This is a genomic window from Pseudomonas sp. Tun-23181 (genome assembly GCF_057415455.1).
In genome coordinates this window covers 710767-737492 of the sequence record NZ_CM171630.1, presented here as the reverse complement: position 1 = coordinate 737492, position 26726 = coordinate 710767, and the positions used below count along the sequence as shown (strand labels likewise).

The following is a 26726-nucleotide window of genomic DNA, read 5'->3' as shown; positions in this document are numbered from 1 at the left end:
GATCGGATTGACATCAGGTGCTGGAATACAAAAGAAATACGTCGAGCAACCAGCGATGAATCGGGGAGGGCAGCGATCCATTGAGTGCATTTGGATAATTCTCGAGGCATCTTGGTAACTGCTAGCCATTGCAATGCAATGGCTGGGCGCCGATCTGTGGTAGTGCCAACTAGAATTTAAGTTCACCCTCAGGCCGGGCGGTGCGAAACCTCGACACATCGCATCTTCCAGCACCCGCTACAGCTACTCACTCACTAGCCAGTAAGCCTTTGCCGCGCCCTGACGTGCGTAGCCTATGCAGAACGCCATCAAATCGCTCATGCGCTCATCAACCATGGTGCGCCGAATGCCAGGTTGAACGCCTACCACCGTGAAGGTAAGAGCTGTTGCAGGTGTTGACCGCAGCAACTCGTAGGTTTCATCCCAGTCCCCGCTGACAAAGTACGAAGGAGATGTGTGTCTGCGATGCATGCGATCTTCCATATGATGCAGCAAGGTTGCGACGTTGCAGAAGTGAGCTGACTTTACCAGCTGCCCCGCAACCTCATACACATCACCAACTCGCCCTCCATTAGCTGGCCCTCCTGCACCCTTACAGTGATAGAGGGTTACGTTCACTTCATGGGCTGCATTGACAGTAACGCAGATGTAGTCGGCGGCCTCGCCTGAGCGATGGTCGTAATACAAACACCGGAGATCTGGAAGCGTCAGAAGGTATTGCTCCAAGTGCTCCTGCACAGTTGCTTGGCCATTGAGCTCTGCACGTCGCGCCAGTGTGCGAGGCTCCTGATTGTTCGGCAGGAACTCCACCTCGATCGCGCAACCTGTCCAATCGATTGACTCCGCATCACCTGGAGCAAGTGCGAGGGATCTGAGAAGAGGGGCAGCGATTTTGTTTAGCCCGGATTTCTCATGACCGCATAAACAAAAACGGCTGAAAGCCTTATGATTCTTGTCGCCAAACAAAGCCCCATAAGTCTTCAGCCGCGCACAAAATGCTACCAGAAAAACTCCACTTTTCACCCCTCTCTCGCCGCCTCGTCGAGGCCTCTTTCACCGGTGGTCACATCACCTCGGATGCGGGCTTGTTGCTGCTGCGCGAGGTCGACCGGCAACATGGCTTGACCCGCCGCCTGGCCAAAATCGTTCCCGATCGGCGTGATCCTGGGCGTGTCCAGCATGGACTGCAGACACTGCTCGCCCAGCGTATCTATGCACTGGCCGCCGGCTACGAGGATCTCAACGATCATGACGGCCTGCGCCATGACTACGCGCTGCAGACTGCGGTCAACCGCCTGCAACCGCTGGCCGGCAAATCCACTCTGGGGCGCCTGGAACAGCAAGCCGATCGCGAAACGGTGGTGCAAGCCCATCGCCTGCTGTGGGAGCACTTCATCGCCCAGCATGACCAGGCGCCGGCTGAGATCGTGCTCGACTTCGATGCGACCGATGTGCCGGTGCATGGAGATCAGGAAGGGCGCTTCTTCCATGGCTATTACGACCATTACTGCTTCCTGCCGCTCTATGTGTTCTGTGGTCGCCATCTGCTGGTGAGCTATTTGCGCCCGAGCAACATCGATGGCGCCCGACACAGTTGGGCCATCCTGGCACTGCTGGTCAAGTTCATTCGCCGCTTCTGGCCAGAGACCCGCATCGTGTTCCGCGGTGACGGCGGTTTTTGCCGACATCGCATGCTCGACTGGTGTGACCGCAAGCAGGTGGATTATGTGGTGGGTCTGGCCCGCAACACCCGCCTGCAGCGGATGGCGGCGCCGGCCATGCAAGCGGTCGCCGAGGCCTACCAAGAAACCGGGCAGAAGATGTCCGGCGTGTATCGCTTCCTCTATCAGGCCGGTAGTTGGCGTAGGCGCCGCCTGGTCGTGTCGCGCCTGGAACATGGCGAGCAGGGTGCCAATCCACGCTTCATCGTCGTGTCCCGCTTTGCCGAGGATGCTGCCCAGCAGTACTACGAAGACTACTGCGGCCGTGGCGACATGGAGAATCGGATCAAGGACCAACAGTTGGATCTGTTCGCCGACCGCACCTCCAGCCCACGCTGGTGGACCAACCAGTGGCGGCTGATGCTGTCGGCCTTTGCCTATGTGCTGTTCGAACGGCTACGCGATCATCTCCAGGGCACCGCATTGGCGCGCATGAGCATCCATAACCTGCGCTTGAAACTGCTCAAGATCGGTGCGGTGATCATTCGCAACAGCCGGCGCATCCGCGTGCTGATCAGCGAGGCCTATCCGCATCAGGAACTCTTTGCGGGGCTGGTTGCCCGCCTCAAGCCGACCTGAACAGGCGGGCGCCCCCGGCCCGGCTCAATGGGGGAAAGGGGGCAGTGCGCCCCATACGCGGGAATTGAATAAAAAACGATCAATTTTTAGCGGTGGAAGGCAGGTTGTTGATACGCCGAGGCTTCACCGGCCACGCCTGCCGGCCTCATGAGAAATCCGGGCTAGGCTGATGGCTTGTGAGGCGAATCGGAGTCCCATCGGATTCGGTTAATGAACGGCGCGAAAAAATGGACGTGTATTTTTCATCGTCGCCTAATGCGTGATTGATATCCACGATGGTGACCCGACGCGGGACCGCACGAAAGACATTCGCATCACGTCCACCGAAACGAAATTGCCCGTCGAAAGCGATGGCAAGCGTTTCGCTGGTTCTAAGTACAATACGAACCTGTCCCCCGACATTTTCTGTCAGCACCGCGTGCCCACGGAGCTTCGGGACGATCAATCGCTCAATCTCCCCAGCGACGTAGCGCCGCTTTAACGACCTTCCTCGCTTATCGTCCGGTTCATTGTCAAACGGATGGACACCGTTGCGTGTGAGGAAAAGGTATAGATTTCTGCTTGCGCTTCTTGATTCGCTAAAACCTAGCCAGTCCAAGACTTTTGCATCGGAGATCACTGACTGAGGGGGGTAACTCCAAATACGTCCTGGGTTGAGCTCTTGCCAGGCGGCAATTTTTCGTTGTTCCGTGGTTAGCGTTTTTAATCGCTCTACTGCGCGCCTGGCTAGAGGAATATCGCTTTCAGCCAGCCAGTGAACCCGTGATTGAAATTGCTTTTCTGCAAAGTATCTAACCCCGCATTCGACCAGAGGCTTGCCATGGGCATCGACAACTACTTCTCCTGTCGCCCCTTTGATCGGCCTTTCGACCCAACAATCATAGGGTATTACTGTTACTTCGTTACCTCGTTGCCCAGTCGCTATCAATAAGTCGATAACTCGCAGCAAAATTTCTTCGCCGTCACTAAGTGGATTGTTCGAACATATAGCATATGCCTCCATCGCCTCACGAGAAGGTAATTTAACATCAGATTTACGCTGTTTTATCGCTCGATCAGGATCGTGCAGTGAAATGTAATCGTGCCGGCGTTTTTCCGGTTTCGCATCATGCTCAAAGTGGATGGCGATCTCGGTTAATTGCAGATTATCAATCGTATCCGCTATTACTTGGAGGTGAGAGATCGCATCATAGAGATTCTTGTAGCCGCTCTCACGGAGAAATCCCACGACGCGATCAAAGTCGCCACGTGTCAATTGTGTGGGGTCGGATACTCCGCGCTCAAACAAGGGGTTATATAGCCGCCGGACGGCAATATTGTATGCAGCCACCATTGAAAACTTTAGGCTCCGGGTGCGTTGTAAATACACAATCAGGGCCTTGTTAAAATCTTGGAACACGAGAGGGAGTGGGCCCTTCGCCGGAGTAGGATAGCCCGTTTTTTCGAGTGCTTGCCGGTGCGTCTCGAAGGTGAGCGTATTTTGCTTTCCCCGTTGTGGTAACCAGCCTCCGACGCCCCATAACGATGACGCCCACGGTGTTGAAATCGGTAGCGAATGGAAAATCGCTTGTTCCTGTGTAACAAAACCTTCGAGGCGTTGACTTGCTTTAGACAGCGTCATCTGCAGCATCCTCATTTTGTTGCCGGCAACGCTCGATCGTAGCGCTTACCGCTAGGATGGTTGTCTGATGCTGGGCGAGGGGCCGGTTGTGTATGAGGTCACCGGCTAGTTCTGCCATATCAATGAACCGTTGGGCCTCCCGCTGGAGCGCATCCTTTACCTGCTCATGGCGGCCGTCAGCAAAGGGGTGGAACTTCTTGCAGGTGTAGCACGCGTATATAGGGTTGTAGGGACAGTGGGTATGAACGGGCAGGGCGCAGGCACCAATATCGCCTATGTATTGCGTATCAATGACACCGCGGACGGCTCTTTCAGGAGCCGCATCGCGGCGTTGGACGATTTCCCCAGTTAATAAGCTCCGCATGATGCGTTGATAGGCCGGGCTTTTACCTAGTGCTTTCTCTTTGACCCGGGCAATGTTGGGGGTGGCCGTTACGTAAGCACGCGCTGCAACCGTGCTGTTGTGTCCGAGCAGTTCGGCAATCATGTCCGCCGGAGTTCCCTGATCCGCCAAGCCTTGCCCGAGGTGATGACGCAACAACATGGTTACTTGATTCGGCCTATCTATCCCAGCTTCACGCAACTCGTGTTTGAGGCCTGAACCGATTTCAAGAACCGAGAGACGCCGTCCACAAGGATTGACGAATAATGGTTCACAGTCGCTACCAAAACGGCGTTGAATTTCTGAAACGTGCCGTGAGATTTTCTCGCCCAGGCGGGTGGTTATTTTGCGGGGGCGCCGCTCAGGCCTGCGCTGGCCGATCTTTTTGGCCATGGGGAGCCATAGAGTATAGTATGTCTCATGATCAGCACTTTCAATTAATTCAAAATCGGCAATGTCTAGCGAATGGAACTGGATGGATCTTGGTGCGAGTTCGAAACCCAAGTGAAGCGCCATATTAAGCTGGATTTCCTCCCAAGTGCAAAATGATAAATCTCGTCCGATGCGGTTTAGCAACCGAATTTCTTCATCGAGCTCTAAGCTAGACTGCGAGAGAAAAATCCTCGCATACGGATCAACCCGATCCGATCTTGCATCCTTGACTTTTAAGTAAGATCTTGTGTCGAACCCATTAATTCCTCTATCGTTTGCCCAACGATAAAACCCCCGAAATCCTACCAAAGCTCTTCTAGATTTTTTTAACTTTTCAAGAGCTGAGCTTAGCTCAGCGGATTCCCAAGGGAGCCCAGTCGCTAGGTTCGTATTAGATAAAGAGCGAAGGGAGTCTGCGAACATTGCCGCTGTTCGAGGCGCGTATTTCTCAAGTGCGTAAGCCATGAAGCCCTTGCCAATTTCGATGAGCTCTGAGTTCAATTGAAGCGCAGCCCAATCGATTGTCATTGCGAGCCCGCCGTCGTACCACGTCCACACCGGCAAACGGGTATCGACGTACTTTGGCTGATCATTGGTGCGAGTTCGAATCGCAACCAGAGCCGGGCCCTCGAATACGTAGGCCGAAAGAGAGGAGGAGGGTGATGCCTGTTTGGGATCGGCTGATTTAGGCACGACGAACCTCCTTAACTGTCAAGTCGGCCCCAAGCTGCCGAGGCACGCTGCGCGTTATGGCGGTTGGCCGACTCGGCTAGATAACGACTTGCATAACGACGTGGCATCGCCGAAGTCTCAGCCCAACCGCAGACTCGCCGCAGTTCGTCCGTGGCGCGCTCCAGGTCGTGCCCACGCTGCTCGACCAGGTAAGCCAAGAAACGGTCGGCGAAGGTGTGGCGAAAGTCATGCGCAGAAAGAGTAGGCAACAACCCCGGATGCGCCAGTTCAATGGTCAGAAAAAGCCGATCGAGGACGTTAGACAATGCGCGAATCGACAGCGGGCGGCCTCTGTCAGAGATGAACAGATAGCGGTGCAGCAATTTCATTGGTTTGCCGTCACGTAGAGGACGCCGTTCGCTCTGGATGTAGTGCTCGTAGACCTCATACAACTGTGCCGAAATACCTACGGTTCGTCCGTGGGTTTTCAGCGCAGGCTCTTCAGCACGTGGGTCGGCGGGGTCATGTTCGCGGTCATTGATGGTGACATAGGCGTGCTGAGAACCCTTATTAATATCCGTGGTGTAGAGCTTCAAAAGCTCTCCACGACGCATGCCGGTTTCCAGCAACAATTCAATCATTAGCCAATTGCGCAACTGCAATCGCTTGGGAAACGGATTTCCCACAGCACCCGGACGAATCAGTGTGCGAACGATCTGGAGTTGGGGATCGGTCAGGCTGCGATAACGGGCATGGTCGGGACGAACATTGGTGATATGGCTGTCAAAGCGTCGCTCAATGACGTCGGCAACATCTGCAAATGCCACCTCGAGGTTAGCTTGAGTGGCTGAATTCTGACGAGCGCGCGGGATGTATCGTGTAACAGACCAGGACAGATACTGCTTCAACTGCCGCAGGTACTGGTCACGGGTGTGCGGATCTATCGGTGGCAGAGATGCCGTTGCAGTTGTGCCGATTCGGGCGACCAGATTATCCGCCTGGCGACCGCTTTGGAGCCAGAGGGTGTAACCGTCCAGCAGTGCCAAAATCGTCTCGAAGTGACAGGCCATGATGGCCTCATCGATATCAAGCCCCCGGCTTTCGGCATAGGTGTAGAAAGCCTGGATCGCACGCAGGTGCGCTGCGACGGTGTTGTAGGCACGATGCTTGAATCTGAGCTGGACGTAGATAAATGGGACCAGCTTGGGCAAGGGCGCCGCTGAACCATCCTGCACAAGCACTGGCACGCGCTGGCCTGACGAGAAATGAGACTGAACCAGCTTCATTGGCAGACACCTCATTCAAGGTCTCGCCATGAACAAGAAATACATGGCCCGTTGCAAGACTAGTCATCCAAACCGGATTCGTCGAATCAGTACCTTACAAGGCTCATGAACATTTATCACATAGCCTGTCGTTTAACATAATATACATTATGCGAATGCTCATATAAGCCGCTGGCTCCGGTTAACAACAACCGAAGCCACACCACCAGTCCTTGCTACTGACCCAATGCCTGGCTCACCGCATTCACGAACACCGCCTGCTCGTCATACAGCGAGCTCGGTGTCTCAGCGTTCTTCCATGTCGACCACTGCACTACTACCAGATGCTCAACGGGATTGATCGCGATCGTCTGTCCGAAGATGCCCAGCGCCCAGAAGGTCTTGTCGCTGCTTGCTGTTTTCCTCGGTTCGGCCTCGGCGTCCGGCGCTGGTGCGTTGTACCACCATTGATAACCGTACTGGCCGTTGGGCGCCGCAGCGGTTACCGAGCCCTTGGCCTGGGTCCAGTGCGTGGAGCTTGCGATCCAGTCGTCCGGCAACAGTTTCTCGCCGTCAGGCCGTTGGCCACCGTCGAGCACGAATTGACCGAAACGACCCCAGTCGCGCAGCGTGGCATTGAAGCCGTGGCCGCCCATGTCCACCTTGCCCGGGACCAGCGCATGCCAGACGCCATCCTGTTGCATGCCGTAGCGGCTCCAGATGCGGCTCTCCAGGTATTTGGCGATGGTCATGCCTGTGGCGTTTTCCAGCACACGGCCCACCAACCAGGCACCTCCGGTGTTATAGGACCAGACGTCACCCGGTTTCACCCCGGGCTTGCGCTTGACCGAGCGGACCAGGTTCAGCACGCAGTCATAAGGATCAGGCCTGGCCTCGCACTGGGTCATGTGGGAGAAATCCGAGTCTTTCGAAGCGTAGTTCTCGTCCCATTCCACGCCTGAGGTATGTTGCAGGAGTTGCTGCAAGGTCACGTCCTGCCACTGGGCCCCCCTGAGTTCCGGGACATACAGGCTGATCTTGTCGTCCACCGAGTGGATCTTTCCTTCCTTGATAGCCACGCCGATCAGTACGCTGACCACCGATTTGGCCACCGAGCGTGAGGTCCACAGGGTCTGCGCCGTGTTGCCCTTGCCATAGTATTCGTAGGCGATCTTGCCGTCCTTGAGCACCAGCAACCCCGCCACGCTCTGGTTGGCCAGGTAGTCCGCCAGGTGATGCCGTTTGCCGTCGAGGCTGTACTGGACATCGCGCAATGTGGGGCTGGCCTCGGGCAACGGATATGGCGTGCCTCCACGAGCGGCGAAGACATCGCCCTCGTACAGCCGGTAGGTATTGCGAAAGCCCACCACCCGCGTGTCCTGTGCCTCCGCTCAATGCCGTCCGTGCCTTCGAGGCCGCGGCGCGACTGGGCAGCTACGTGGCGGCATCCCAGGCGCTGCATGTCACTCAACCGGCGATCGGACGACATGTGAAGAACCTCGAGAACTGGCTCGGCCTGCGCCTGCTCGAGCGCACCCCGCGCGGCGTGACCCTGACCCTGCAAGGCGCGCATTACTACAAGGCCGCGTCCGAGGCGCTGCAGATCCTCGCCGACGCCGGCATGCGCCTGGCACAGCGGAACAATGAACGCTGGCTGCGTATCCTCTGCGTACCGGCCTTCGCCTCGCGTTGGCTGACACCGCGCATCGAGACCTTGCGTAGCCTGCGGCCCGACCTGAAGATCGCCATCGAACCCAACGCCACCTTCACCGCCGTGGATGCCCGCCAGGCCGACCTGGGCATCGCCTACGGCTTGCCGGGCGAGCTATCGGGCGTGCGTGAGGTGCTCATCCGCCCTGAAGTGTTCCCGGTCTGCTCGCCAGGCTACCTGGCGCGCTTGCCTTCGGATCTGGCTGCGGAAAACCTGCCAGCCTGCAGATTGATCCACGTCGACGATGGCACCTGGTGGAACAGTTGGTTCGCGGCCAACGGGCTGCGCCTTCGGGTCAAGGCCGACACGTCGCACATGAGCAACGACATTGCCCTCAATCTGGCCCAGCGCGGCCACGGCATCGCCTTGGCCACCGAGGTGCTGGTCGCTCGCGAGCTGCAGGACGGCGCACTGATACGCTGCGTCGAACAGGCGGTGCCGTTGGAGAGTTACCAGTTGCTGATACCTGCACAGCAACAGCTCAGCGCCGACGCGCTGTGGTTCATGGAGTGGCTGGGGCGAAGCCTGCGGGAGGCATTTCCAGGAGCCAGGGTTGAACCGGCAGCCGCTCTCCCCTAAAGTGACCGCCCTGCTTCTTTATAAAGATTATTGATAACTCGACTAAATGAATATTTAGTCGAGTTATTTTTTATGAGTCAGGAAACCTCGGCGACCTTGATCAACTCGTTGATGTACACCGTGGCCGAATCGATACGTGCCGTGACCTGCCTGGCGTGCGGGTATCAGCGTCGAAGAGGTAGCCGCTCAGGCCGAACGGGGCGGCGTTGGCCAGCTCGATCCCCTCCTCTTCGCTGTCAACGACATGGGGTGGCGCTGACCGTAACCGCTGGCTCAGGCCAACCCACCAAACCGCCGATAGAAGCTCTCACTGGCATCGGGCAATGGCCCATCCGCCGTCTCCAGCGCCTCGCCCAACAGGGCCTCGGCCCCGGCATACACCAGCCGGTAAAGGTTGCGACACAACTGCCGCGCGGCCCTGCCCTCCCAATCACCGGGCAGCAGTTCCTCCGGCAGTTGCGGATCGCGCAGCAGCAACTTGCGATATTCATGGATCAACAAGGTCCGGGCCAGGAAACAGTCCTGGGCGCTCGGCGCCTCCTGTTCCTTCATGGCCTGCCACAGCGGACGGAACAGGCGGATGAACTCGCTGTAGTGCTGCCCCAGCTCCTCGATCCGCCAGCTTTCGCGAACCTGGGCGCGCATGGCCTTGGAAGCCAGCACTTCCTGGGCATGGGTCTCGAAGATGATGCTGTCGTCGCTGGCATCCAGCTCGCGCAGGGTGGCGGCAAGATCCGCGCGATCGGCGCGTGGACAGCCCAGCACGTTCGGGGCGATGACGCCAAAGCCCTGCCACTCCAGCTCTTCGCGTACCGCCTTGCGCCGGGCGGCATCCAGCTGCGACAGCAGGACCAGCGTCCAGGCCCCGTCCCAGGCCGGCAAGCTGGCGCTGTAGACCCGCTTGAAGGCCTTCTCGAAGCGCCGGCGGCCGGTACCGGTCAGGCTGTAGTAGCTGCGCCGCCCGACCTTCTCGGCGGTCAGCCAGCCTTCCTTGGTCAGGCGGAAGATCGAGGTACGGATCAGCCGCTCGTTGATACCGATCGGCTCGAGCAGGTTGATCAGGCTGCCCAGCCAGACGGTACCACCATGGGGCTCGATGGCATCGCCGTACAGGGTGATGATCAGCGAGCTGGCGCGGATCGGCGTCTGCTCCTGGAAACGGGTGATCAGGTTGTTCAGGGGTGCAAGGCTGCTCATGACGGCACTGGAAGCGGACAAAGCCCCGACTATACCTGTACGCCGGGCGGCCTGGCCATCGCGGCGCAGTGCGACATTCATGCGCCCGCCTCCCCCTTGGGCCTGAAGCCTGAGTCGCCCATGCGCGGGCGCGCCGGTTCGACCTCGGCCAGCGGCGGGCATTCCACCAGCGCCGTCATGCAGCGTTGGGCCAGGGCCTGGTACTCGGCCGTGCCGCGTTGCTTCCAGGCGACCTCCTGCTCCGTGAGTGGGCGTTTGACCACGGCGGGCGATCCGACCACCAGGCTTTGCTCGGCACACATGAAACCCGCCTTGACGAACGCCGTGGCCGCGACGATGCAGCGTGGCGCGATGTGCGCGCCATCCATGACCACGGCATTCATGCCGACCAGGGCATCCTCGCCCACCCGGCAACCATGCAGGACCGCCCCATGGCCGACATGGCCGTTGCGCTCGACCACCGTGTCACCACCCGGGAAGCCGTGCATCACGCACGTGTCCTGAAGGTTCGCACCCGCTTCCAGGACGATGCGCCCGAAATCTCCGCGCAGGGAGGCCAGCGGCCCTACATAGCAGCGAGGACCGACGATCACGTCGCCAATCAGTACCGCGCTCGGATGCACGTAGGCGCTTGGGTGGACCACGGGAGTCAGGCCGTCCAGGCGGTAGCAGGGCATGTCGCATCTCCAAAGTGATTCAGGAACTGAGCAAATCATGTATCACGATGATCGCGATCGTCAATTGCCAATCATTCTGTATCGCTTTCCTGGGGGCTAGAAAATATTCCAAAAAATGAATAATAAAGCAGAAAAACCCACGAAAATACAAAAAATAGGTAGTTTTTCAGCAGGAAAACCTCAGGCAAAGAAACAGAATAGACACATAAATGCAATTTTGATGTTGATGTTTTGTATCGCAATAGGCATATACTGGATCGCACCTGGGCATGACCGGCGCCAAGCCCCCTGCCCCTGCAGACAATTCCAAGATATGCCGGCCATGACAGTGCCGTGCGTGCAGCCTGAGGAACCCAGCATGCCTCGTTACCTCGTTGTACAGGCGCCCGAGGACGGCGTCCGCCTCATCACCTTGCAACGGCCGGAAGCCCTCAACGCCCTCTGCACCGAGCTGCTGGCCGAACTTGCGGCAACGCTGGACGAGGCCGAGCGCGACGCCGAGACTCGCGCCGTGGTGCTCACTGGCAGCCGCAAGGCCTTCGCCGCCGGCGCAGATATCCGCGAGATGGCCGAGCGTGACCTGGTCGGCATTCTCAACGACCCCCGCGTGGCCCACTGGCAGCGCATCGCCGCGTTTCCCAAACCCCTGGTCGCCGCCGTGAACGGCTTCGCCCTCGGCGGCGGCTGCGAGCTGGTCATGTGCGCCGACATCGTCATCGCCGGCGAGGATGCCCGCTTCGGCCAACCCGAGATCAACCTCGGCATCATCCCCGGTGCCGGCGGCACCCAACGCCTGCTGCGCGCGGTCGGCAAGCCGCTGGCCATGCAGATGGTGCTCGGCGGCGAGGCCATCACCGCCCGCCATGCCCTGCAGGCCGGCCTGGTCAGCGAGGTCACCCAGCCGGAACTGGCGGTCGAGCGCGCCCTGCAGGTGGCCCGCACCATCGCCCGCCAGGCGCCACTGGCGGTGCGCCTGGCCAAGGAGGCCCTGCTCAAGGCCCAGGACACCGACCTGGCCACGGGCCTGCGCTTCGAACGCCACGCCTTCACCCTGCTGGCCGGCACCGCCGACCGCGACGAAGGCATCCGCGCCTTCCAGGAAAAACGCCCGGCCCACTTCCAGGGGCATTGATCCACCTATTCCCACCGACTGACGGAGCGAGTCTGTCATGACTTTCGAGCACATCCTGTTTTCCATCGAGGACGGCGTCGCCCTCCTCTCGCTGAATCGGCCGGAGCAGCTGAACAGCTTCAATACCCAGATGCACCTGGAGGTGCGCGAGGCGCTCAAGCAGGTACGCCAGAGCGAACAGGCCCGGGTCCTGCTGCTGACCGGCGAAGGCCGTGGCTTCTGCGCCGGCCAGGACCTGTCCGACCGCAACGTGGCACCCGGTGCGCAGATGCCCGACCTGGGCGAGTCCATCGAACGGTTCTACAACCCCCTGGTGCGCACCCTGCGCGACCTGCCGCTGCCGGTGATCTGCGCGGTCAACGGCGTGGCCGCCGGCGCCGGGGCGAACCTCCCGCTGGCCTGCGACCTGGTGCTTGCCGCGCGTTCGGCCAGCTTCATCCAGGCATTCTGCAAGATCGGCCTGGTCCCGGACTCCGGCGGAACCTGGTTATTGCCACGGCTGGTCGGTATGGCACGGGCCAAGGCCCTGGCCATGCTCGGCGAGCGCTTGAGCGCCGAGCAGGCCGAGCAATGGGGGCTGATCCACCGCGTGGTGGACGATACCGACCTGCGCGACGAGGCACTCAAACTCGCACGCCACCTGGCGACCCAACCAACCTACGGCCTGGCACTCATCAAACGTGGCCTCAATGCCAGCTTCGATAATCGTTTCGACGAACAACTGGAGCTGGAGCGCGACCTGCAACGCCTGGCCGGGCGCAGCGCAGACTACCGCGAAGGCGTCAGCGCCTTCATGGACAAGCGCGCCCCCGCGTTCAAGGGGTGCTGACCATGGCCGCCCTCCCTAGCAATGCCCAGGTGGCCGTGATCGGCGCCGGCGCCATGGGTGCCGGCATCGCCCAGGTCGCTGCCCAGGCCGGTCACCCGGTCATGCTGTATGACAATCGCCCCGGCGCCGCGAGCCAAGCCGTGCAAGGCATCGATCGCCAGCTCGGCCGCCTGGTGGAAAAAGGCCGGCTCGATGCCAGCACGCGCGAGGCGATCACGGCCCGCCTGCAGCCGGTCGAAACCCTCGATGTACTGGGCGAGGCACACCTGGTGATCGAGGCGATCGTCGAGAACCTGCAGGTCAAGCAGGACCTGTTGCGCCAGCTCGAAGCGCTGTGCACCGTAGATTGCATCCTGGCCAGCAATACCTCGTCGTTGTCGATCACCAGCCTGGCCGCCGGCCTGCGCCGGCCACAGCGGGTGATCGGCATGCACTTCTTCAACCCCGCCCCCTTGATGGCCCTGGTGGAGATCGTCTCGGGCCTGGCCACCGACCCGACCCTGGCCGCCACCCTGTACGACACGGCCAAGGCCTGGGGTAAGCAGCCCGTGCATACCCGCTCCACGCCCGGGTTCATCGTCAACCGCGTGGCGCGGCCGTTCTACGCCGAAAGCCTGCGCCTGCTGCAGGAAGGTGCCGCCGACTGCGCCAGCCTCGACGCCCTGTTGCGCGAGGCCGGTGGTTTTCGCATGGGCGCCTTCGAGCTCACCGACCTGATCGGCCACGACGTCAACTATGCCGTCACCTGCTCGGTCTTCGATGCTTTCCACGGCGATTTCCGCTTCCAGCCTTCGCTGGTGCAAAAGGAGCTGGTTGACGCCGGACGCCTCGGCCGCAAGAGCGGCCAGGGCTTCTACGACTACGCCGCGGGTGCCGAACGCCCGCAGGCAGCCGAGCTGCACAGCCAGGCCCGTGTCGAACGCTGCGTGGTCGAGGGCCAGCCCGGCCCCTTGCACGCGCTGCTGCCACGCCTGCGGGCCAGCGGCATCGGTGTGACCGAGCGGGCCGGCAGCGGACTGCTGCGGGTCGGCGACGCCACCCTGGCGCTGTCCGATGGCCGCCTGGCCAGCCAGCGTGCCCGGGAGGACGGCCTGCGCAACCTGGTGCTGCTCGACCTGGCCCTGGACTACGCCAGCGCCTCGCGCATCGCCATCAGTTGGTCCGCCGACACCACCGCCCAGGCCCGCGACCAAGCAGTGGCCCTGCTACGCCAGGCGGGCCTGCAGGTGACCGCTGTCGCCGACCTGCCCGGCCTGGTGGTGCTGCGTACCGTGGCCTGCCTGGCCAACGAGGCCGCCGACGCCATGTTGCAGGGCGTCGGCACGCCGGGCGACATCGACCTGGCCATGTGCGCCGGGGTCAACTATCCCCAGGGGCCGCTGGCCTGGGCCGATCAGCTCGGCGTCGGCTACACCCTGAAGGTGCTCGAACACCTGCAGCACAGCTACGGCGAGACCCGCTACCGCCCTTCTCTGCTGCTGCGTCGCATCCACGCCGAAGGAGGCCGCCTGCATGGCTGACCCGCACCGTACCCCCGAGGAACTGGCCCAGGCCTGCGCCGATGCCATGTTCTCCCGCGACCAGGCGACCCAGGCCATGGGCATTCGCCTGCTGGAGATCGGCCCCGGCCGTGCCCGCCTGGGCATGCCGGTGCGCGCCGACATGATCCAGGGCCACGGCACCTGCCACGGCGGCTACCTGTTCGCCTTGGCCGACTCGGCCTTCGCTTTCGCCTGCAATTCATATGACGAGACCACCGTGGCCCTGGGGTGCAGCATCGACTACCTGGCGCCGGCATTGCGCGACGACCAGTTGACCGCCACTGCCAGCGAACTCAGCCGCAAGGGCCGTACCGGCCTGTACGACGTGCGGGTGGAGAACCAGCGCGGCGAGCTGGTGGCCCTGTTCCACGGTAAATCCTACAAAGTGCGCGGCACGGTGCTGGCGCAGGAGACGCAAGATGACTGAACCTACCCTCTGCGATGCCTTGATCATCGACGCCGTGCGCACGCCGATCGGCCGTTATGGCGGCGCCCTGAGCGCGGTGCGTGCCGACGACCTGGCGGCGGTGCCGATCAAGGCCCTGATCGAGCGCCACCCCGAGTTGGACTGGCGCGCCATCGACGACGTGATCCTCGGCTGCGCCAACCAGGCCGGCGAAGACAACCGCAACGTGGCCCGCATGGCCGCCCTGCTCGCCGGCCTGCCGACCGAGGTGCCGGGCACCACCCTCAACCGCCTGTGCGGTTCCGGGCTCGACGCCATCGGCAGCGCCGCCCGCGCCCTGCGCTGCGGCGAAGCCGGGCTGATGCTGGCCGGCGGCGTGGAATCCATGTCCCGCGCGCCGTTCGTCATGGGCAAGGCCGAGCAGGCGTTCGGGCGCACTGCCGAGCTGTACGACACCACCATCGGCTGGCGCTTCGTCAACACGCGGATGCAAGCGCAGTACGGCATCGACTCGATGCCCGAGACCGCCGAGAACGTTGCCGAGCAGTTTGGCATCTCGCGCCAGGACCAGGACGCCTTCGCCCTGCGCAGCCAGCAGAAGGCCGCCGCGGCCCAGGCCCGTGGGCGCCTGGCACGGGAGATCGTGGCGGTGCAGATCCCCCAGCGCAAAGGCCCGGCCAGGTGCGTGGAGCAGGACGAGCACCCGCGTGGCGACACCACCCTTGAACAATTGGCGCGCCTGGGCACGCCGTTTCGCGAAGGCGGCAGCGTCACCGCCGGCAATGCCTCGGGGATCAACGACGGCGCCTGCGCCCTGTTGCTGGCCAGCAGCGCGGCAGCCCGGCGCCATGGTCTGAAGGCCCGCGGGCGGATCGTCGGCATGGCGGTGGCGGGCGTCGAGCCACGGATCATGGGCATCGGCCCGGCACCGGCGACGCGCAAGGTATTGGCGCTGACCGGCCTGTCGCTGGCCGACATGGACGTCATCGAGCTCAACGAAGCGTTCGCCGCCCAAGGGCTGGCGGTCCTACGCGAGCTGGGCCTGGCGGACGACGATGCACGCGTCAACCCCAACGGCGGCGCCATCGCCCTGGGCCACCCGCTGGGCATGAGCGGTGCCCGCCTGGTCACCACCGCCTTGCACGAACTGGAGGAGCGTGGCGGGCGCTATGCCCTGTGCACCATGTGCATCGGCGTCGGCCAGGGTATCGCCCTGGTCCTGGAGCGCCTCTGACCAATGGCCTGAGACCGAACACGACAAGGGCAGTATGCTGCCTTCCATGACACTCACCGCCCCTGGGCGGCGTACAAGAACAACTCGAGTGAAGCCATGAACATGTACCACGATGCCGAACGCGCCCTGCTTGACCCGATGGAAACCGCCAGCCTCGACGCGCTGCGCCAGCACCAGCTGGAGCGCCTGCGCTGGAGCCTGAAGCACGCCTACGCGCATGTGCCACTGTACCGCGAGCGCTTCGACGCGTGCGGCGCCCACCCCGACGACCTGAAGACGCTCGACGACCTGGCGAAATTCCCCTTCACCGGCAAGAACGATCTGCGCGACAACTACCCCTACGGCATGTTCGCCGTGCCCCAGGAGCAGGTCGTGCGCCTGCACGCCTCCAGCGGCACCACCGGCAAGCCGACGGTGGTCGGCTACACCCAGAACGACATCGACACCTGGGCCAACGTGGTCGCCCGTTCGATCCGTGCCGCCGGCGGGCGCAAGGGCGACAAGGTGCATGTCTCCTATGGCTACGGCCTGTTCACCGGCGGCCTGGGCGCCCACTACGGCGCCGAACGCCTGGGGTGCACGGTGATCCCCATGTCCGGCGGCCAGACCGAGAAGCAGGTGCAACTGATCCGCGACTTCCAGCCCGACATCATCATGGTCACGCCGTCATACATGCTCAACCTGGCCGACGAGATCGAACGCCAGGGCATCGATCCGCACGACCTCAAGCTGCGCCTGGGCATCTTCGGTGCCGAGCCCTGGACCGACGAACTGCGCCGCTCCATCGAGCAGCGCCTGGGGATCGACGCCCTGGACATCTACGGCCTGTCGGAAATCATGGGGCCTGGCGTGGCCATGGAGTGCCTCGAGACCAAGGATGGCCCGACCATCTGGGAAGACCATTTCTACCCCGAGATCATCGACCCGGTGACCGGCGAGGTGTTGCCGGACGGCCAACTGGGCGAGCTGGTGTTCACCTCGCTGAGCAAGGAAGCCCTGCCGATGGTGCGCTACCGCACCCGCGACCTGACCCGCCTGCTGCCTGGCACGGCGCGGCCGATGCGGCGCATCGGCAAGATCACCGGGCGCAGCGACGACATGCTGATCATCCGCGGGGTCAATGTGTTCCCGACGCAGATCGAGGAGCAGGTGCTGAAAATCAAACAATTTTCCGAGCTGTACGAGATTCATCTGTATCGTAATGGCAACCTCGACAGCGTCGAGGTGCACGTGGAGCTACGCGGTGAATGCCAGGTACTGGACGAGGCGCAGCGCAAGCAGTTGACCAGTGAGCTGAGCCGCCAGATCAAGACCTACATCGGCATCAGCACCCAGGTGGTGCTGCAGCCCTGCGGCACCCTCAGGCGCTCGGAGGGCAAGGCCTGCCACGTGTACGACAAACGGTTGGCCAGCTGACTCATCGGCTGCCTCTTTACGCCCCGGCCTGGTCCGGGGCTTTTTTTTGCGCAGGCCTTGCGGCCGATTCGCGGGCAAGCCCGCTCCCACAAGGACCGAGTTGATCGTAGATGATGCAGCCTGCCGGGCCATGCGCGGTGGGCTTGCCGGGACGCCGGACCGCCGCGAATGGGCTGCAAAGCAGTCCTAGGAATGCGATACATAAATCTTATCCGATACATCAAAATGTGTTTGATGTTATGTTTTGTATCGCTTATAAATGACTCATGCCTTAACCAGCCCCAGGGCAGGAGTCGGAACATGTACGCACAGCTAGTGGAAACCGGTGTAAAGCGTGTCAAGTCGCTGGAAGAGATGTCGCCCGAGGAGCGCGCCTTCCAGGAGAAGATCGACGCGGAAATCAAGATCGAAGCCAAGAACTGGATGCCCGAGGCCTACCGCCAGACGCTGATCCGGCAGATCTCCCAACACGCTCATTCGGAAATCGTCGGCATGCTGCCCGAAGGCAACTGGGTCACCCGTGCCCCGACCCTCAAGCGCAAGCTGCAATTGATGGCCAAGATCCAGGACGAGGCCGGTCACGGCCTGTACCTGTACAGCGCCATGGAAACCCTCGGCGCCGACCGCGACGAGGAGATCGCCAAGCTGCACAGCGGCAAGGCCAAGTATTCGAGCATCTTCAACTACCCGACCCTGAGCTGGGCCGACATGGGCGCGGTGGGTTGGCTGGTCGATGGCGCCGCCATCGTCAACCAGGTGGTGCTGCAGCGCACCTCCTACGGCCCCTACTCCCGCGCCATGATCCGCATCTGCAAGGAAGAGAGCTTCCACCAGCGCCAGGGCTACGAACTGCTGCTGACCATGATGCGCCACGGCACCCAGGCGCAGAAGGACATGGTCCAGGACGCCATCAACCGCCTGTGGTGGCCGGCACTGATGATGTTCGGCCCCAGCGACGAGCATTCCCCCAACAGCGCCCAGTCCATGGCCTGGAAGATCAAGCGCCAGACCAACGACGAACTGCGCCAGCGCTTCATCGACCAGACCGTACCGCAACTGGAGCTGCTCGGCTGCACCGCGCCCGACCCGCACCTGAAGTGGAACGAGGCTCGCGGCCACTACGACTTCGGCGAGATCCAGTGGGACGAGTTCTACGAAGTCATCAAGGGCAACGGCCCCTGCAACCAGGAGCGCGTGGCCACCCGCCGCAAGGCCATCGAAGACGGCGCCTGGGTACGCGAGGCCGCGGTGGCCTACGCACGCAAGCAACAGAACAAGAACGCCGCCTGAAGCGGCGATTGATGCGGAGAATCGAACATGTCTGTCTGGACCCTCTATGAAGTCTTCGTGCGCAGCAAGCACGGCCTGAACCACAAGCACGTGGGCAGCGTGCATGCCGCCGATGCCGTCATGGCCATCGAGAACGCCCGCGAGCTCTACACCCGCCGCAGCGAGGGCGTCAGCCTGTGGGTGGTGCCCTCGGCGCTGATCACCGCCTCCTCGCCCGACGAGAAAGACCCACTGTTCGCCCCCTCGGACGACAAGGTCTATCGCCACGCCAGCTTCTACGAGCTGCCCGAAGAAGTCGGACACATGTGAGGCCAGCCATGCATAGAGAAGACCTCATCCAATACCTGCTGCTGCTCGGCGACAGCGCCCTGGTCCAGGGCCAGCGCCTGTGCGAGTGGTGTGGCCGGGCACCGGCCCTGGAAGAAGAACTGGCGCTGATGAACGTCGGCCTCGACCTGGTGGGCCAGGCGCGCAACTGGCTGGAATACGCCGCCGAGCTGCTCGACGACGGCCGTGATGCCGACGCCCTGGCTTTTCGCCGGGACGAGCGGGCGTACCGCAACCTGTTGCTGGTCGAGCAGCCCAACGGCGACTTCGCCGTGACCATGGCCAAGCAGTTCTTCTACGACGCCTGGCACCTGGCGATGCTCGAAGGCCTGGCCCGCTCCAGCGACGAGCGCATCGCCGGCATCGCCGCCAAGGCGGTCAAGGAAGTCACCTACCACCTGCGCCGTTCCGGCGAATGGGTGCAACGCCTGGGAGGCGGTACCGAGGAAAGCCGCCAGCGCATGCTCGAGGCGATCCCGGCCTTGTGGCGCTTCACCGTGGAACTGGTCGCCGGCAGCGATACCGAAGCGCGCCTGGCCGAAGCCGGTATCGCCGCCGACCCGGCCCAGGTCGGGAGCGCCTGGCTAAAGCAGGTGAACGCGACCTTCGCCAGCGTCGAGCTGCCGCTGCCCAAGGCCGCCAGCCACTTCTACCTGGACGGGCGCAAGGGCCTGCACACCGAGCACCTGGGCCTGCTGCTGGCCGAGATGCAGTTCCTGCCGCGGGCCTATCCCGATGCGACCTGGTGAGCTGATCGCCAGCGACCGCGGCGCCCGGGCGCCCCGGCACGACGACCTGGCCCGGGCCTGGGAGGTGCTGGAGCAGGTGATGGACCCGGAAGTGCCGGTGGTCAGCGTGGTCGACCTGGGCATCGTCCGCGACCTGGGCTGGCACGCCGGACACCTGCACCTGGTGGTGACACCGACCTACTCCGGTTGCCCGGCGACCGAGGTGATCGAAGGTGACATACGCCAGGCCCTGGAACAGGCCGGTTTCGCCGAGCCAGCCTTGGAACGCCGCCTGACCCCGGCCTGGAGCACCGATTGGATCAGCCCCCAAGGCCGGGAACGGCTGCGCGCCTATGGCATCGCCCCGCCCGAGGGCAGCCACAGCAAGCGCAGCCTGCTCGGCCAACCGCCCCAGGTGTGCTGCCCGCAGTGCGGCAGCGCCCACACCGAGCTGCTCAGCCAGTTCGGCTCCACGGCCTGCAAGGCGCTGTACCGCTGCCGCGAGTGCCTGGAGCCTTTCGACTATTTCAAATGCATTTGAGCCGTGGAGAACGCCATGAGCCAGTTTCACAGCCTGACCATCAAGCAAGTGCGCAGCGAGACCCGCGACGCGGTGTCCATCCTCTTCGACGTGCCGGCGCACCTGCAGGCGCAGTTCCGTTTCACCCAGGGCCAGTACCTGGTCATGCGCACCCGGTTGGACGACGAGGAAGTGCGCCGCTCCTACTCCATCTGCAGCGCGGTGCAGGACGGCGAATTGCGTGTGGCCGTCAAGCGCGTGCCGGGCGGGCGCTTCTCGGCCTTCGCCAACGATGCGCTCAAGGCGGGCCAGCAACTGGAAGTGATGCCGCCGAGCGGCAGCTTCTTCGTGCCGCTGGACCCGGAGCGCCACGGCCACTACCTGGGCGTGGCGGCCGGCAGCGGCATCACGCCGATCCTGTCGATCATCGCCACCACCCTGGCCAGCGAGCCCAATAGCCGCTTCACCCTGCTCTACGGCAACCGCTCCAGCTCCGGGGCGCTGTTTCGCGACAAGCTCGAGGACCTGAAGAACCGCTACCTCGACCGCCTGAACCTGATCTTCGTGTTCAGCCGCGAGCAACAGGACGTCGACCTCTACAACGGCCGTATCGACGCCGACAAGTGCGGCCAGCTGTTTTCCCGCTGGCTCGACGTGCGCGCCCTGGACGCCGCCTTCATCTGCGGCCCCCAGGCCATGACCGAGACCGTGCGCGAGAGCCTGCAGGCCAACGGCATGGCCAAGGAGCGCATCCATTTCGAGCTGTTCGCCGCCACCGGCAACCAGGCCCGCCGCGAGGCACGCGAGGCCGCCCGGCAGGTGGACTCGGCGCTGAGCCACATCACCGTGATCAGCGATGGCCGTGCCCTGACGTTCGACCTGCCGCGCAACACCCAGAACATCCTCGATGCCGGCAATGCCATCGGTGCCGAGCTGCCCTACTCGTGCAAGGCCGGGGTCTGCTCGACCTGCAAGTGCAAGGTGGTCGAGGGCGAGGTGGAGATGGACAGCAACCATGCGCTGGAGGACTACGAGGTAGCGGCCGGGTACGTGCTGTCGTGCCAGACCTACCCAGTGAGCGACAAGGTGGTGCTCGATTTCGACCAGCTCTGATACCGGGGCGCCTGCTTCGCGGGCTTGCTCGCGAATGGGCCCCAGCGACACCGCAACACCCGCGTGACCTGAAAGAACAATTACAACACCAAAGAGATCGCTTCCCATGACCCCCGAACGCATCGAAAGCATCAGCAACCACCCCGACTTCCAGCACCTGGTACACCACAAGCGCCGCCTCAACGGCAGCCTGACCCTGACCATGCTGGTGGCCTACTACGGCTTCGTCCTGCTGGTGGCCTTCGCCCCCGGCGTGCTCGGCCAGTCCCTCGCCGGCGGCGTGACCAGCGTCGGCATGCTGGTCGGCGTGCTCATGGTGCTGCTGTCCTTCCTTCTCACCGGCCTCTACGTGCACCGCGCCAACAACGTCCTCGACCCGCTCAACGAAAAGGTCAAGCAGGAGTGCGCGCAATGAACTGGACCGCCATCTCGATGTTCATGGTGTTCGTCTGCTTCACCCTGCTGGTGACCCGCTGGGCCGCGGCGCGCACCCGTTCGGCCAGCGACTTCTACACCGCCGGCGGCGGCCTGAGCGGCATGCAGAACGGCCTGGCGATCGCCGGCGACATGATCAGCGCCGCCTCCTTCCTGGGCATCTCGGCCATGATGTTCATGAACGGCTACGACGGCCTGCTGTATGCCCTGGGCGTACTCGCCGGCTGGCCGATCATCCTGTTCCTGATCGCCGAGCGCCTGCGCAACCTGGGCAAGTACACCTTCGCCGACGTGGTCTCCTACCGCCTGGCCCAGGCCCCGGTACGCCTGACCTCGGCCTTCGGCACCCTGGCCGTGGCGCTGATGTACCTGGTGGCGCAGATGGTCGGCGCTGGCAAGCTGATCGAACTGCTGTTCGGTATCAGCTACCTCTACGCGGTGGTCCTGGTCGGCGTGCTGATGGTGCTGTACGTCACCTTCGGCGGCATGCTCGCCACCACCTGGGTGCAGATCATCAAGGCCGTCATGCTGCTCTCGGGCACCACCTTCATGGCCTTCATGGTGCTGCGCCACTTCGGCTACAGCACCGAGCAAATGTTCGCCAGCGCCGTGGCCGTGCATGCCAAGGGCCAGGCGATCATGGCCCCCGGCGCCCTGCTGTCGAACCCGATCGACGCCATTTCCCTGGGCCTGGGCATGATGTTCGGTACCGCCGGCCTGCCGCACATCCTGATGCGTTTCTTCACCGTCAGCGATGCCAAGGAAGCGCGCAAGAGCGTGTTCTACGCCACCGGCTTCATCGGCTACTTCTACCTGCTGCTGATCGTCATCGGCTTCGGCGCCATCGTCATGGTCGGCACCGAGCCGGCCTACCGCGACGCCAGTGGCGCGATCATCGGCGGCGGCAACATGGTCGCGGTGCACCTGGCCCAGGCCGTGGGCGGCAACCTGTTCCTCGGTTTCATCTCGGCGGTGGCCTTCGCCACCATCCTGGCGGTGGTAGCAGGCCTGGCGCTGTCCGGCGCCTCGGCGATCTCCCACGACCTGTACGCCTGCGTGGTGCGCAAGGGCCAGGCCAGCGAGCAGGAAGAGATGCGCGTATCGCGGATCGCCACCCTGGTGATCGGCGTGCTGGCCATCGTCCTGGGCCTGGTGTTCGAGTCGCAGAACATCGCCTTCCTCTCCGGCCTGGTACTGGCCGTCGCCGCCTCGGTCAACTTCCCGGTGCTGCTGCTCTCGATGTTCTGGAAGGGCCTGACCACCCGTGGCGCGGTCTGCGGCAGCATGGCCGGGCTGGTCTCGGCGATCGTCCTGGTGGTGCTGGGCCCGGCGGTGTGGGTCAACGTACTGCACAACGAACAGGCGCTGTTCCCCTACAGCAACCCGGCGCTGTTCTCCATGACCCTGGCCTTCCTCGGTGCCTGGGCGTTCTCGGTCACCGACGGCTCCGAGCGGGCCAACCAGGAGCGCGGACGCTACCTGGCCCAGTTCATTCGCTCCATGACCGGTATCGGCGCCGCCGGCGCCAGCAAGCACTGATCCTTGAACATCGAATGTCGGGTACAACAACAATGAACCACACTCGCTTCAAGTCGGCCGCCTGGTTGGCCAGCCTCGTCCTGCCCCTGCCGGCCATGGCGGATTTCATCGGCGACAGCCAGGCACGGCTGGAGATACGCAACCACTACATCAACCGCGACTTGCGCCAGGACAATGCGCCCCAGGCCAAGGCCGAGGAATGGGGCCAGGGTTTCACCGCACGCCTCGAGTCGGGCTTCACCGATGGCCCGGTTGGCGTCGGCGTGGACGCCATCGGCCAGCTGGGCATCAAGCTCGACGCCAGCCGCGATCGGCGCAACACCGGCCTGCTGCCCTTCGGCCCGAACAGCCATGAACCGGTCGACGACTACAGCGAACTGGGCCTGACCGGCAAGCTGCGGGTGTCGAAGAGCACCCTGCGCCTGGGCACCCTGCAGCCGATCCTGCCGGTGGTGGTGTACAACGACACCCGCCTGCTGGCCTCGACCTTCCAGGGCGGCTTGCTGACCAGCCAGGAACTCGACGGCCTGACCGTCAACGCCGGGCGCCTGACCAAGGCCAACCTGCGCGATTCCTCCGGGCGCGACGACATCGGCTACGGCGCGGCCAGCAGCGACCACTTCGACTTCGCCGGCGGCAGCTACGCGATCACCCCGCAGACCAGCCTGAGCTACTACTACGCCAAGCTCGACGAGATCTATCGCCAGCAGTACCTGGGCCTGGTCCACACCCAGCCGCTGGCCGAAGGCGTGAGCCTGCGCACCGACCTGCGCTACTTCGACAGCCGTGGCGACGGCGCCGAGCGTGCCGGCAACATCGACAACCGTAACTTCAACGCCCTGTTCACCCTTGGCGTGCGGGCCCACAAGTTCTCCGCCACCTGGCAGCAGATGTCCGGCGACAGTGCCTTCCCATTCCTCAACGGCGGCGACCCGTACACCGTCAACCTGGTCACCTACAACACCTTCACCCGCGCCGGGATCGACTCCTGGCAGTTGCGCTACGACTACGACTTCGTCGCCCTCGGCATCCCCGGCCTGAGCTTCATGACCCGCTACACCGACGGCCGCCATGCCCAGACCCCGACCTCGGGCAACGGCCGCGAGCGCGAACGCGACACCGACATCACCTACGTCATCCAGAGCGGGCCGTTCAAGGACGTCAGCCTGCGCTGGCGCAACGTCACCTTCCGTTCCGGCAATGGCCTGAACAATGCCGTGGACGAGAACCGCCTGATCATCGGCTACACCCTGGCGCTGTGGTAACAGCGCCCCTCAACAGGAGAACAGCATGTCTGACGCCCCAACCCTGCAAAGCTTCATCGCCGGCCGCTGGATCGGCCAGCACGGCGCCCAGGCCCTGCGCAGCGCCCTGGACGGCCATGTCCTGGCCTACAGCCACGAGGAGCGCCCGGACTTCGCCGAAGCCCTCGAACATGCCCGCCGCCAGGGCCTGACCGCGCTGATGGCCCTGGACTTCCAGCAGCGTGCCGCCCGTCTGAAGGCCCTGGCCCTGTACCTGGCCGAGCGCAAGGAGCAGCTCTACGCCCTCTCCCACCACAGCGGCGCGACCCGTACCGACAGCTGGATCGACATCGAAGGCGGCAATGCCACGTTGTTCGCCTATGCCGGCATCGGCAGCCGCGAGCTGCCCTCGGGCAACCTGGTGCACGAAGGCCCGGCCATCCCTCTGGGCAAGCAAGGGCATTTCGCTGGCAGCCATATCCTGGTGCCGCGCACCGGGGTGGCGGTGCACATCAATGCCTTCAACTTCCCGATCTGGGGGATGCTGGAGAAGTTCGCCCCGACCTTCCTCGCCGGCATGCCGTGCATCGTCAAGCCAGCGACCTCGACCAGCTACCTGACCGAGGCGGTGGTGCGCCTGATGAACCAGTCGGGCTTGTTGCCGGCGGGCAGCCTGCAGCTGGTGATCGGCAGCACCGGCGACTTGCTCGAGCGCCTGCAGGGCCAGGACGTGGTGACCTTCACCGGCTCCGCCGACACCGCCGCCAAGTTGCGGGTAACGCCGAACCTGGTGCGCCACTCGGTGCCATTCACCGCCGAGGCCGACTCGCTCAACTGCGCCATCCTCGGCCCGGACGTCAGCCCCGACAGCGAGGAGTTCGACCTGTACATCAAGGAGGTGGTGCGCGAGATGACCACCAAGGCCGGGCAGAAGTGCACCGCCATCCGCCGCGCCATAGTCCCGGCCAGGCACCTGGACGCCGTGGCCACCCGCCTGCGCGAGCGCCTGGCCAAGGTGGTGGTGGGCGACCCTTCGGTCGAAGGCGTGCGCATGGGTGCGCTGGCCTCCCACGACCAGCAGCGTGATGTTGGCGAGCGCGTGCGTAGCCTGCTCCAGAGCTGCGATCAATTATTCGGCGCGAGCGACGGCTTCGCCCCGGTCGGCGAGGGCGTGGCCGAAGGCGCGTTCTTCGCCCCAACCCTGCTGCAAGCCCGCGATCCCCATGCCGAAGGCGGCGCCCACGACATCGAGGCCTTCGGCCCGGTGAGCACGCTGATGGCCTACGACGACCTGGACGAAGCCCTGGCCCTGGCGGCCCGTGGCAAGGGCAGCCTGGTGGCGACCCTGGTCACCGCCGATCGCGCGGTGGCGGCCAAGGCCATCCCGGCGGCGGCCGCCTGGCATGGGCGCCTGCTGGTGCTCGACCGCGAGGCGGCCAAGGAGTCCACCGGCCACGGCTCCCCCTTGCCACAGCTCAAGCACGGCGGGCCCGGCCGGGCCGGTGGTGGCGAGGAGCTCGGTGGCCTGCGGGCGGTCAAGCACTACCTGCAGCGCGCGGCGGTGCAAGGCTCGCCGAGCATGCTGACGGCAGTGACCGGCGAGTACGTGCGTGGCGCCGAGGTGATCGAGAGCGAAGTGCATCCGTTCCGCCGTCATTTCGACGACCTGCGCATCGGCGAGTCGCTGCTCACCCACCGGCGTACCGTGACCGAGGCGGACCTGGTCAACTTCGGTTGCCTGTCGGGCGACCATTTCTACATGCACTTCGACGAGATCGCCGCCAAGGCCTCGCAGTTTGGCAAGCGCATCGCCCATGGCTACTTCGTGCTGTCCGCGGCGGCAGGGCTGTTCGTGTCGCCGGGCGAAGGGCCGGTGCTAGCCAACTACGGCCTGGATACCCTGCGCTTCATCAACCCGGTGGGCATCGGCGACACCATCCAGGCCCGCCTGACCTGCAAGCGCAAGATCGACCAGGGCAAGTCCAGTCCGCTGGGCCAGCCCCAGGGCGTGGTGGCCTGGGACGTGGAGGTGACCAACCAGCTGGGTGAGCTGGTGGCCAGCTACGACATCCTGACCTTGGTGCTCAAGCGGACTTGAATGCCGTGAGGGCTTGGGGCCGCAAAGCGGTCCCCAAT

General features: G+C 63.4%; 23 protein-coding genes and 1 pseudogene. 17 read left to right on the top strand and 7 right to left on the bottom strand.

The features are described 5' to 3' along the window. Positions 1–243 precede the first annotated feature (243 nt). Positions 244–1023, bottom strand: a complete 780-nt coding sequence (locus ACDI39_RS03840; protein WP_486537695.1) for a hypothetical protein — start codon at positions 1021–1023, stop codon at positions 244–246. On the opposite strand from ACDI39_RS03840, the gene ACDI39_RS03835 reads away from it, so the two are divergent. Further along, positions 996–2300: an IS1380-like element ISPa33 family transposase gene (locus tag ACDI39_RS03835; protein ID WP_010793081.1), complete on the top strand. Its 1305-nt coding sequence runs from the start codon at positions 996–998 to the stop codon at positions 2298–2300. The genes ACDI39_RS03840 and ACDI39_RS03835 overlap by 28 nt on opposite strands. Before the next feature lie 145 nt (positions 2301–2445). Here ACDI39_RS03835 and ACDI39_RS03830 read toward each other — a convergent pair whose 3' ends face one another. The 4 genes from ACDI39_RS03830 to ACDI39_RS03815 all read right to left on the bottom strand — a co-directional run bounded on the left by ACDI39_RS03830 (position 2446) and on the right by ACDI39_RS03815 (position 8039). Next, complete coding sequence (locus tag ACDI39_RS03830) at positions 2446–3921, bottom strand: hypothetical protein (RefSeq protein WP_486537693.1); 1476 nt, start codon at positions 3919–3921, stop codon at positions 2446–2448. Beyond that, entirely contained in the window at positions 3908–5428 is a 1521-nt protein-coding gene (locus ACDI39_RS03825) for a tyrosine-type recombinase/integrase (protein WP_486537691.1), read from the bottom strand. Before ACDI39_RS03825 ends, ACDI39_RS03830 begins: the two co-directional genes overlap by 14 nt. 11 nt (positions 5429–5439) lie before the next feature. Next, entirely contained in the window at positions 5440–6693 is a 1254-nt protein-coding gene (locus ACDI39_RS03820) for a tyrosine-type recombinase/integrase (protein ID WP_099593283.1), read from the bottom strand. Positions 6694–6908: 215 nt separating this feature from the next. Continuing rightward, entirely contained in the window at positions 6909–8039 is a 1131-nt protein-coding gene (locus ACDI39_RS03815) for a serine hydrolase domain-containing protein (protein WP_486537689.1), read from the bottom strand. 14 nt (positions 8040–8053) lie between these two features. Between ACDI39_RS03815 and ACDI39_RS03810 the strand changes: the two genes are divergently transcribed. Then, a complete protein-coding gene (locus ACDI39_RS03810) occupies positions 8054–8962 on the top strand; it encodes a LysR substrate-binding domain-containing protein (RefSeq protein ID WP_486537687.1) in 909 nt (302 codons plus the stop codon). A 273-nt stretch (positions 8963–9235) separates the two neighbouring features. Here ACDI39_RS03810 and paaX read toward each other — a convergent pair whose 3' ends face one another. Both paaX and paaY read right to left on the bottom strand, forming a co-directional pair. Further along, entirely contained in the window at positions 9236–10159 is a 924-nt protein-coding gene (gene paaX, locus ACDI39_RS03805) for a phenylacetic acid degradation operon negative regulatory protein PaaX (RefSeq protein ID WP_225787971.1), read from the bottom strand. Positions 10160–10236: 77 nt separating this feature from the next. After that, positions 10237–10836: a phenylacetic acid degradation protein PaaY gene (gene paaY / locus ACDI39_RS03800; RefSeq protein ID WP_225787800.1), complete on the bottom strand. Its 600-nt coding sequence runs from the start codon at positions 10834–10836 to the stop codon at positions 10237–10239. 358 nt (positions 10837–11194) lie between these two features. Here paaY and paaF point away from each other — a divergent pair, with 358 nt between their 5' ends. The 15 genes and pseudogenes from paaF to paaZ all read left to right on the top strand — a co-directional run bounded on the left by paaF (position 11195) and on the right by paaZ (position 26688). Next, on the top strand, positions 11195–11968 hold the full coding sequence (paaF, locus tag ACDI39_RS03795; RefSeq protein WP_253080117.1) for a 2,3-dehydroadipyl-CoA hydratase PaaF: 774 nt from the start codon (positions 11195–11197) through the stop codon (positions 11966–11968). Between the two features lie 37 nt (positions 11969–12005). Next, positions 12006–12797, top strand: a complete 792-nt coding sequence (gene paaG, locus ACDI39_RS03790) for a 2-(1,2-epoxy-1,2-dihydrophenyl)acetyl-CoA isomerase PaaG (protein ID WP_225787802.1) — start codon at positions 12006–12008, stop codon at positions 12795–12797. Between the two features lie 2 nt (positions 12798–12799). Continuing rightward, a complete protein-coding gene (gene paaH / locus ACDI39_RS03785; protein WP_253101483.1) occupies positions 12800–14317 on the top strand; it encodes a 3-hydroxyacyl-CoA dehydrogenase PaaH in 1518 nt (505 codons plus the stop codon). Next, positions 14310–14765 (top strand): hydroxyphenylacetyl-CoA thioesterase PaaI, encoded by a 456-nt coding sequence (paaI, locus tag ACDI39_RS03780; RefSeq protein WP_253101460.1) that lies wholly within the window; start codon positions 14310–14312, stop codon positions 14763–14765. Before paaH ends, paaI begins: the two co-directional genes overlap by 8 nt. Beyond that, positions 14758–15978 carry a 3-oxoadipyl-CoA thiolase gene (gene pcaF / locus ACDI39_RS03775; RefSeq protein WP_368815691.1) on the top strand — a complete coding sequence of 407 codons (1221 nt, stop codon included), beginning with the start codon at positions 14758–14760 and terminating at the stop codon, positions 15976–15978. Before paaI ends, pcaF begins: the two co-directional genes overlap by 8 nt. 96 nt (positions 15979–16074) lie before the next feature. After that, on the top strand, positions 16075–17394 hold the full coding sequence (paaK, locus tag ACDI39_RS03770) for a phenylacetate--CoA ligase PaaK (protein WP_225787806.1): 1320 nt from the start codon (positions 16075–16077) through the stop codon (positions 17392–17394). A gap of 300 nt (positions 17395–17694) precedes the next feature. Then, entirely contained in the window at positions 17695–18684 is a 990-nt protein-coding gene (paaA, locus tag ACDI39_RS03765) for a 1,2-phenylacetyl-CoA epoxidase subunit PaaA (RefSeq protein WP_225787807.1), read from the top strand. Between the two features lie 27 nt (positions 18685–18711). Continuing rightward, positions 18712–18993 carry a 1,2-phenylacetyl-CoA epoxidase subunit PaaB gene (gene paaB, locus ACDI39_RS03760; RefSeq protein WP_225787808.1) on the top strand — a complete coding sequence of 94 codons (282 nt, stop codon included), beginning with the start codon at positions 18712–18714 and terminating at the stop codon, positions 18991–18993. A gap of 8 nt (positions 18994–19001) precedes the next feature. Next, positions 19002–19760, top strand: coding sequence for a 1,2-phenylacetyl-CoA epoxidase subunit PaaC (gene paaC / locus ACDI39_RS03755; protein ID WP_225787809.1), 759 nt, complete (start codon positions 19002–19004; stop codon positions 19758–19760). Next, positions 19747–20280 carry a 1,2-phenylacetyl-CoA epoxidase subunit PaaD gene (gene paaD, locus ACDI39_RS03750; protein WP_225787810.1) on the top strand — a complete coding sequence of 178 codons (534 nt, stop codon included), beginning with the start codon at positions 19747–19749 and terminating at the stop codon, positions 20278–20280. Before paaC ends, paaD begins: the two co-directional genes overlap by 14 nt. A gap of 15 nt (positions 20281–20295) precedes the next feature. Beyond that, positions 20296–21372, top strand: coding sequence for a 1,2-phenylacetyl-CoA epoxidase subunit PaaE (gene paaE, locus ACDI39_RS03745; RefSeq protein ID WP_225787811.1), 1077 nt, complete (start codon positions 20296–20298; stop codon positions 21370–21372). 106 nt (positions 21373–21478) lie between these two features. After that, positions 21479–21787 (top strand): DUF485 domain-containing protein, encoded by a 309-nt coding sequence (locus tag ACDI39_RS03740; protein WP_225787812.1) that lies wholly within the window; start codon positions 21479–21481, stop codon positions 21785–21787. Continuing rightward, positions 21778–23346 (top strand): annotated as a pseudogene (locus tag ACDI39_RS03735) (cation acetate symporter); the annotation flags it as partial. The gene ACDI39_RS03740 and the pseudogene ACDI39_RS03735, both read left to right, overlap by 10 nt. 32 nt (positions 23347–23378) lie before the next feature. Further along, positions 23379–24611, top strand: a complete 1233-nt coding sequence (locus tag ACDI39_RS03730) for an OprD family porin (protein ID WP_225787814.1) — start codon at positions 23379–23381, stop codon at positions 24609–24611. Positions 24612–24636: 25 nt separating this feature from the next. After that, positions 24637–26688: a phenylacetic acid degradation bifunctional protein PaaZ gene (gene paaZ / locus ACDI39_RS03725; RefSeq protein WP_225787815.1), complete on the top strand. Its 2052-nt coding sequence runs from the start codon at positions 24637–24639 to the stop codon at positions 26686–26688. Positions 26689–26726 lie beyond the last annotated feature (38 nt).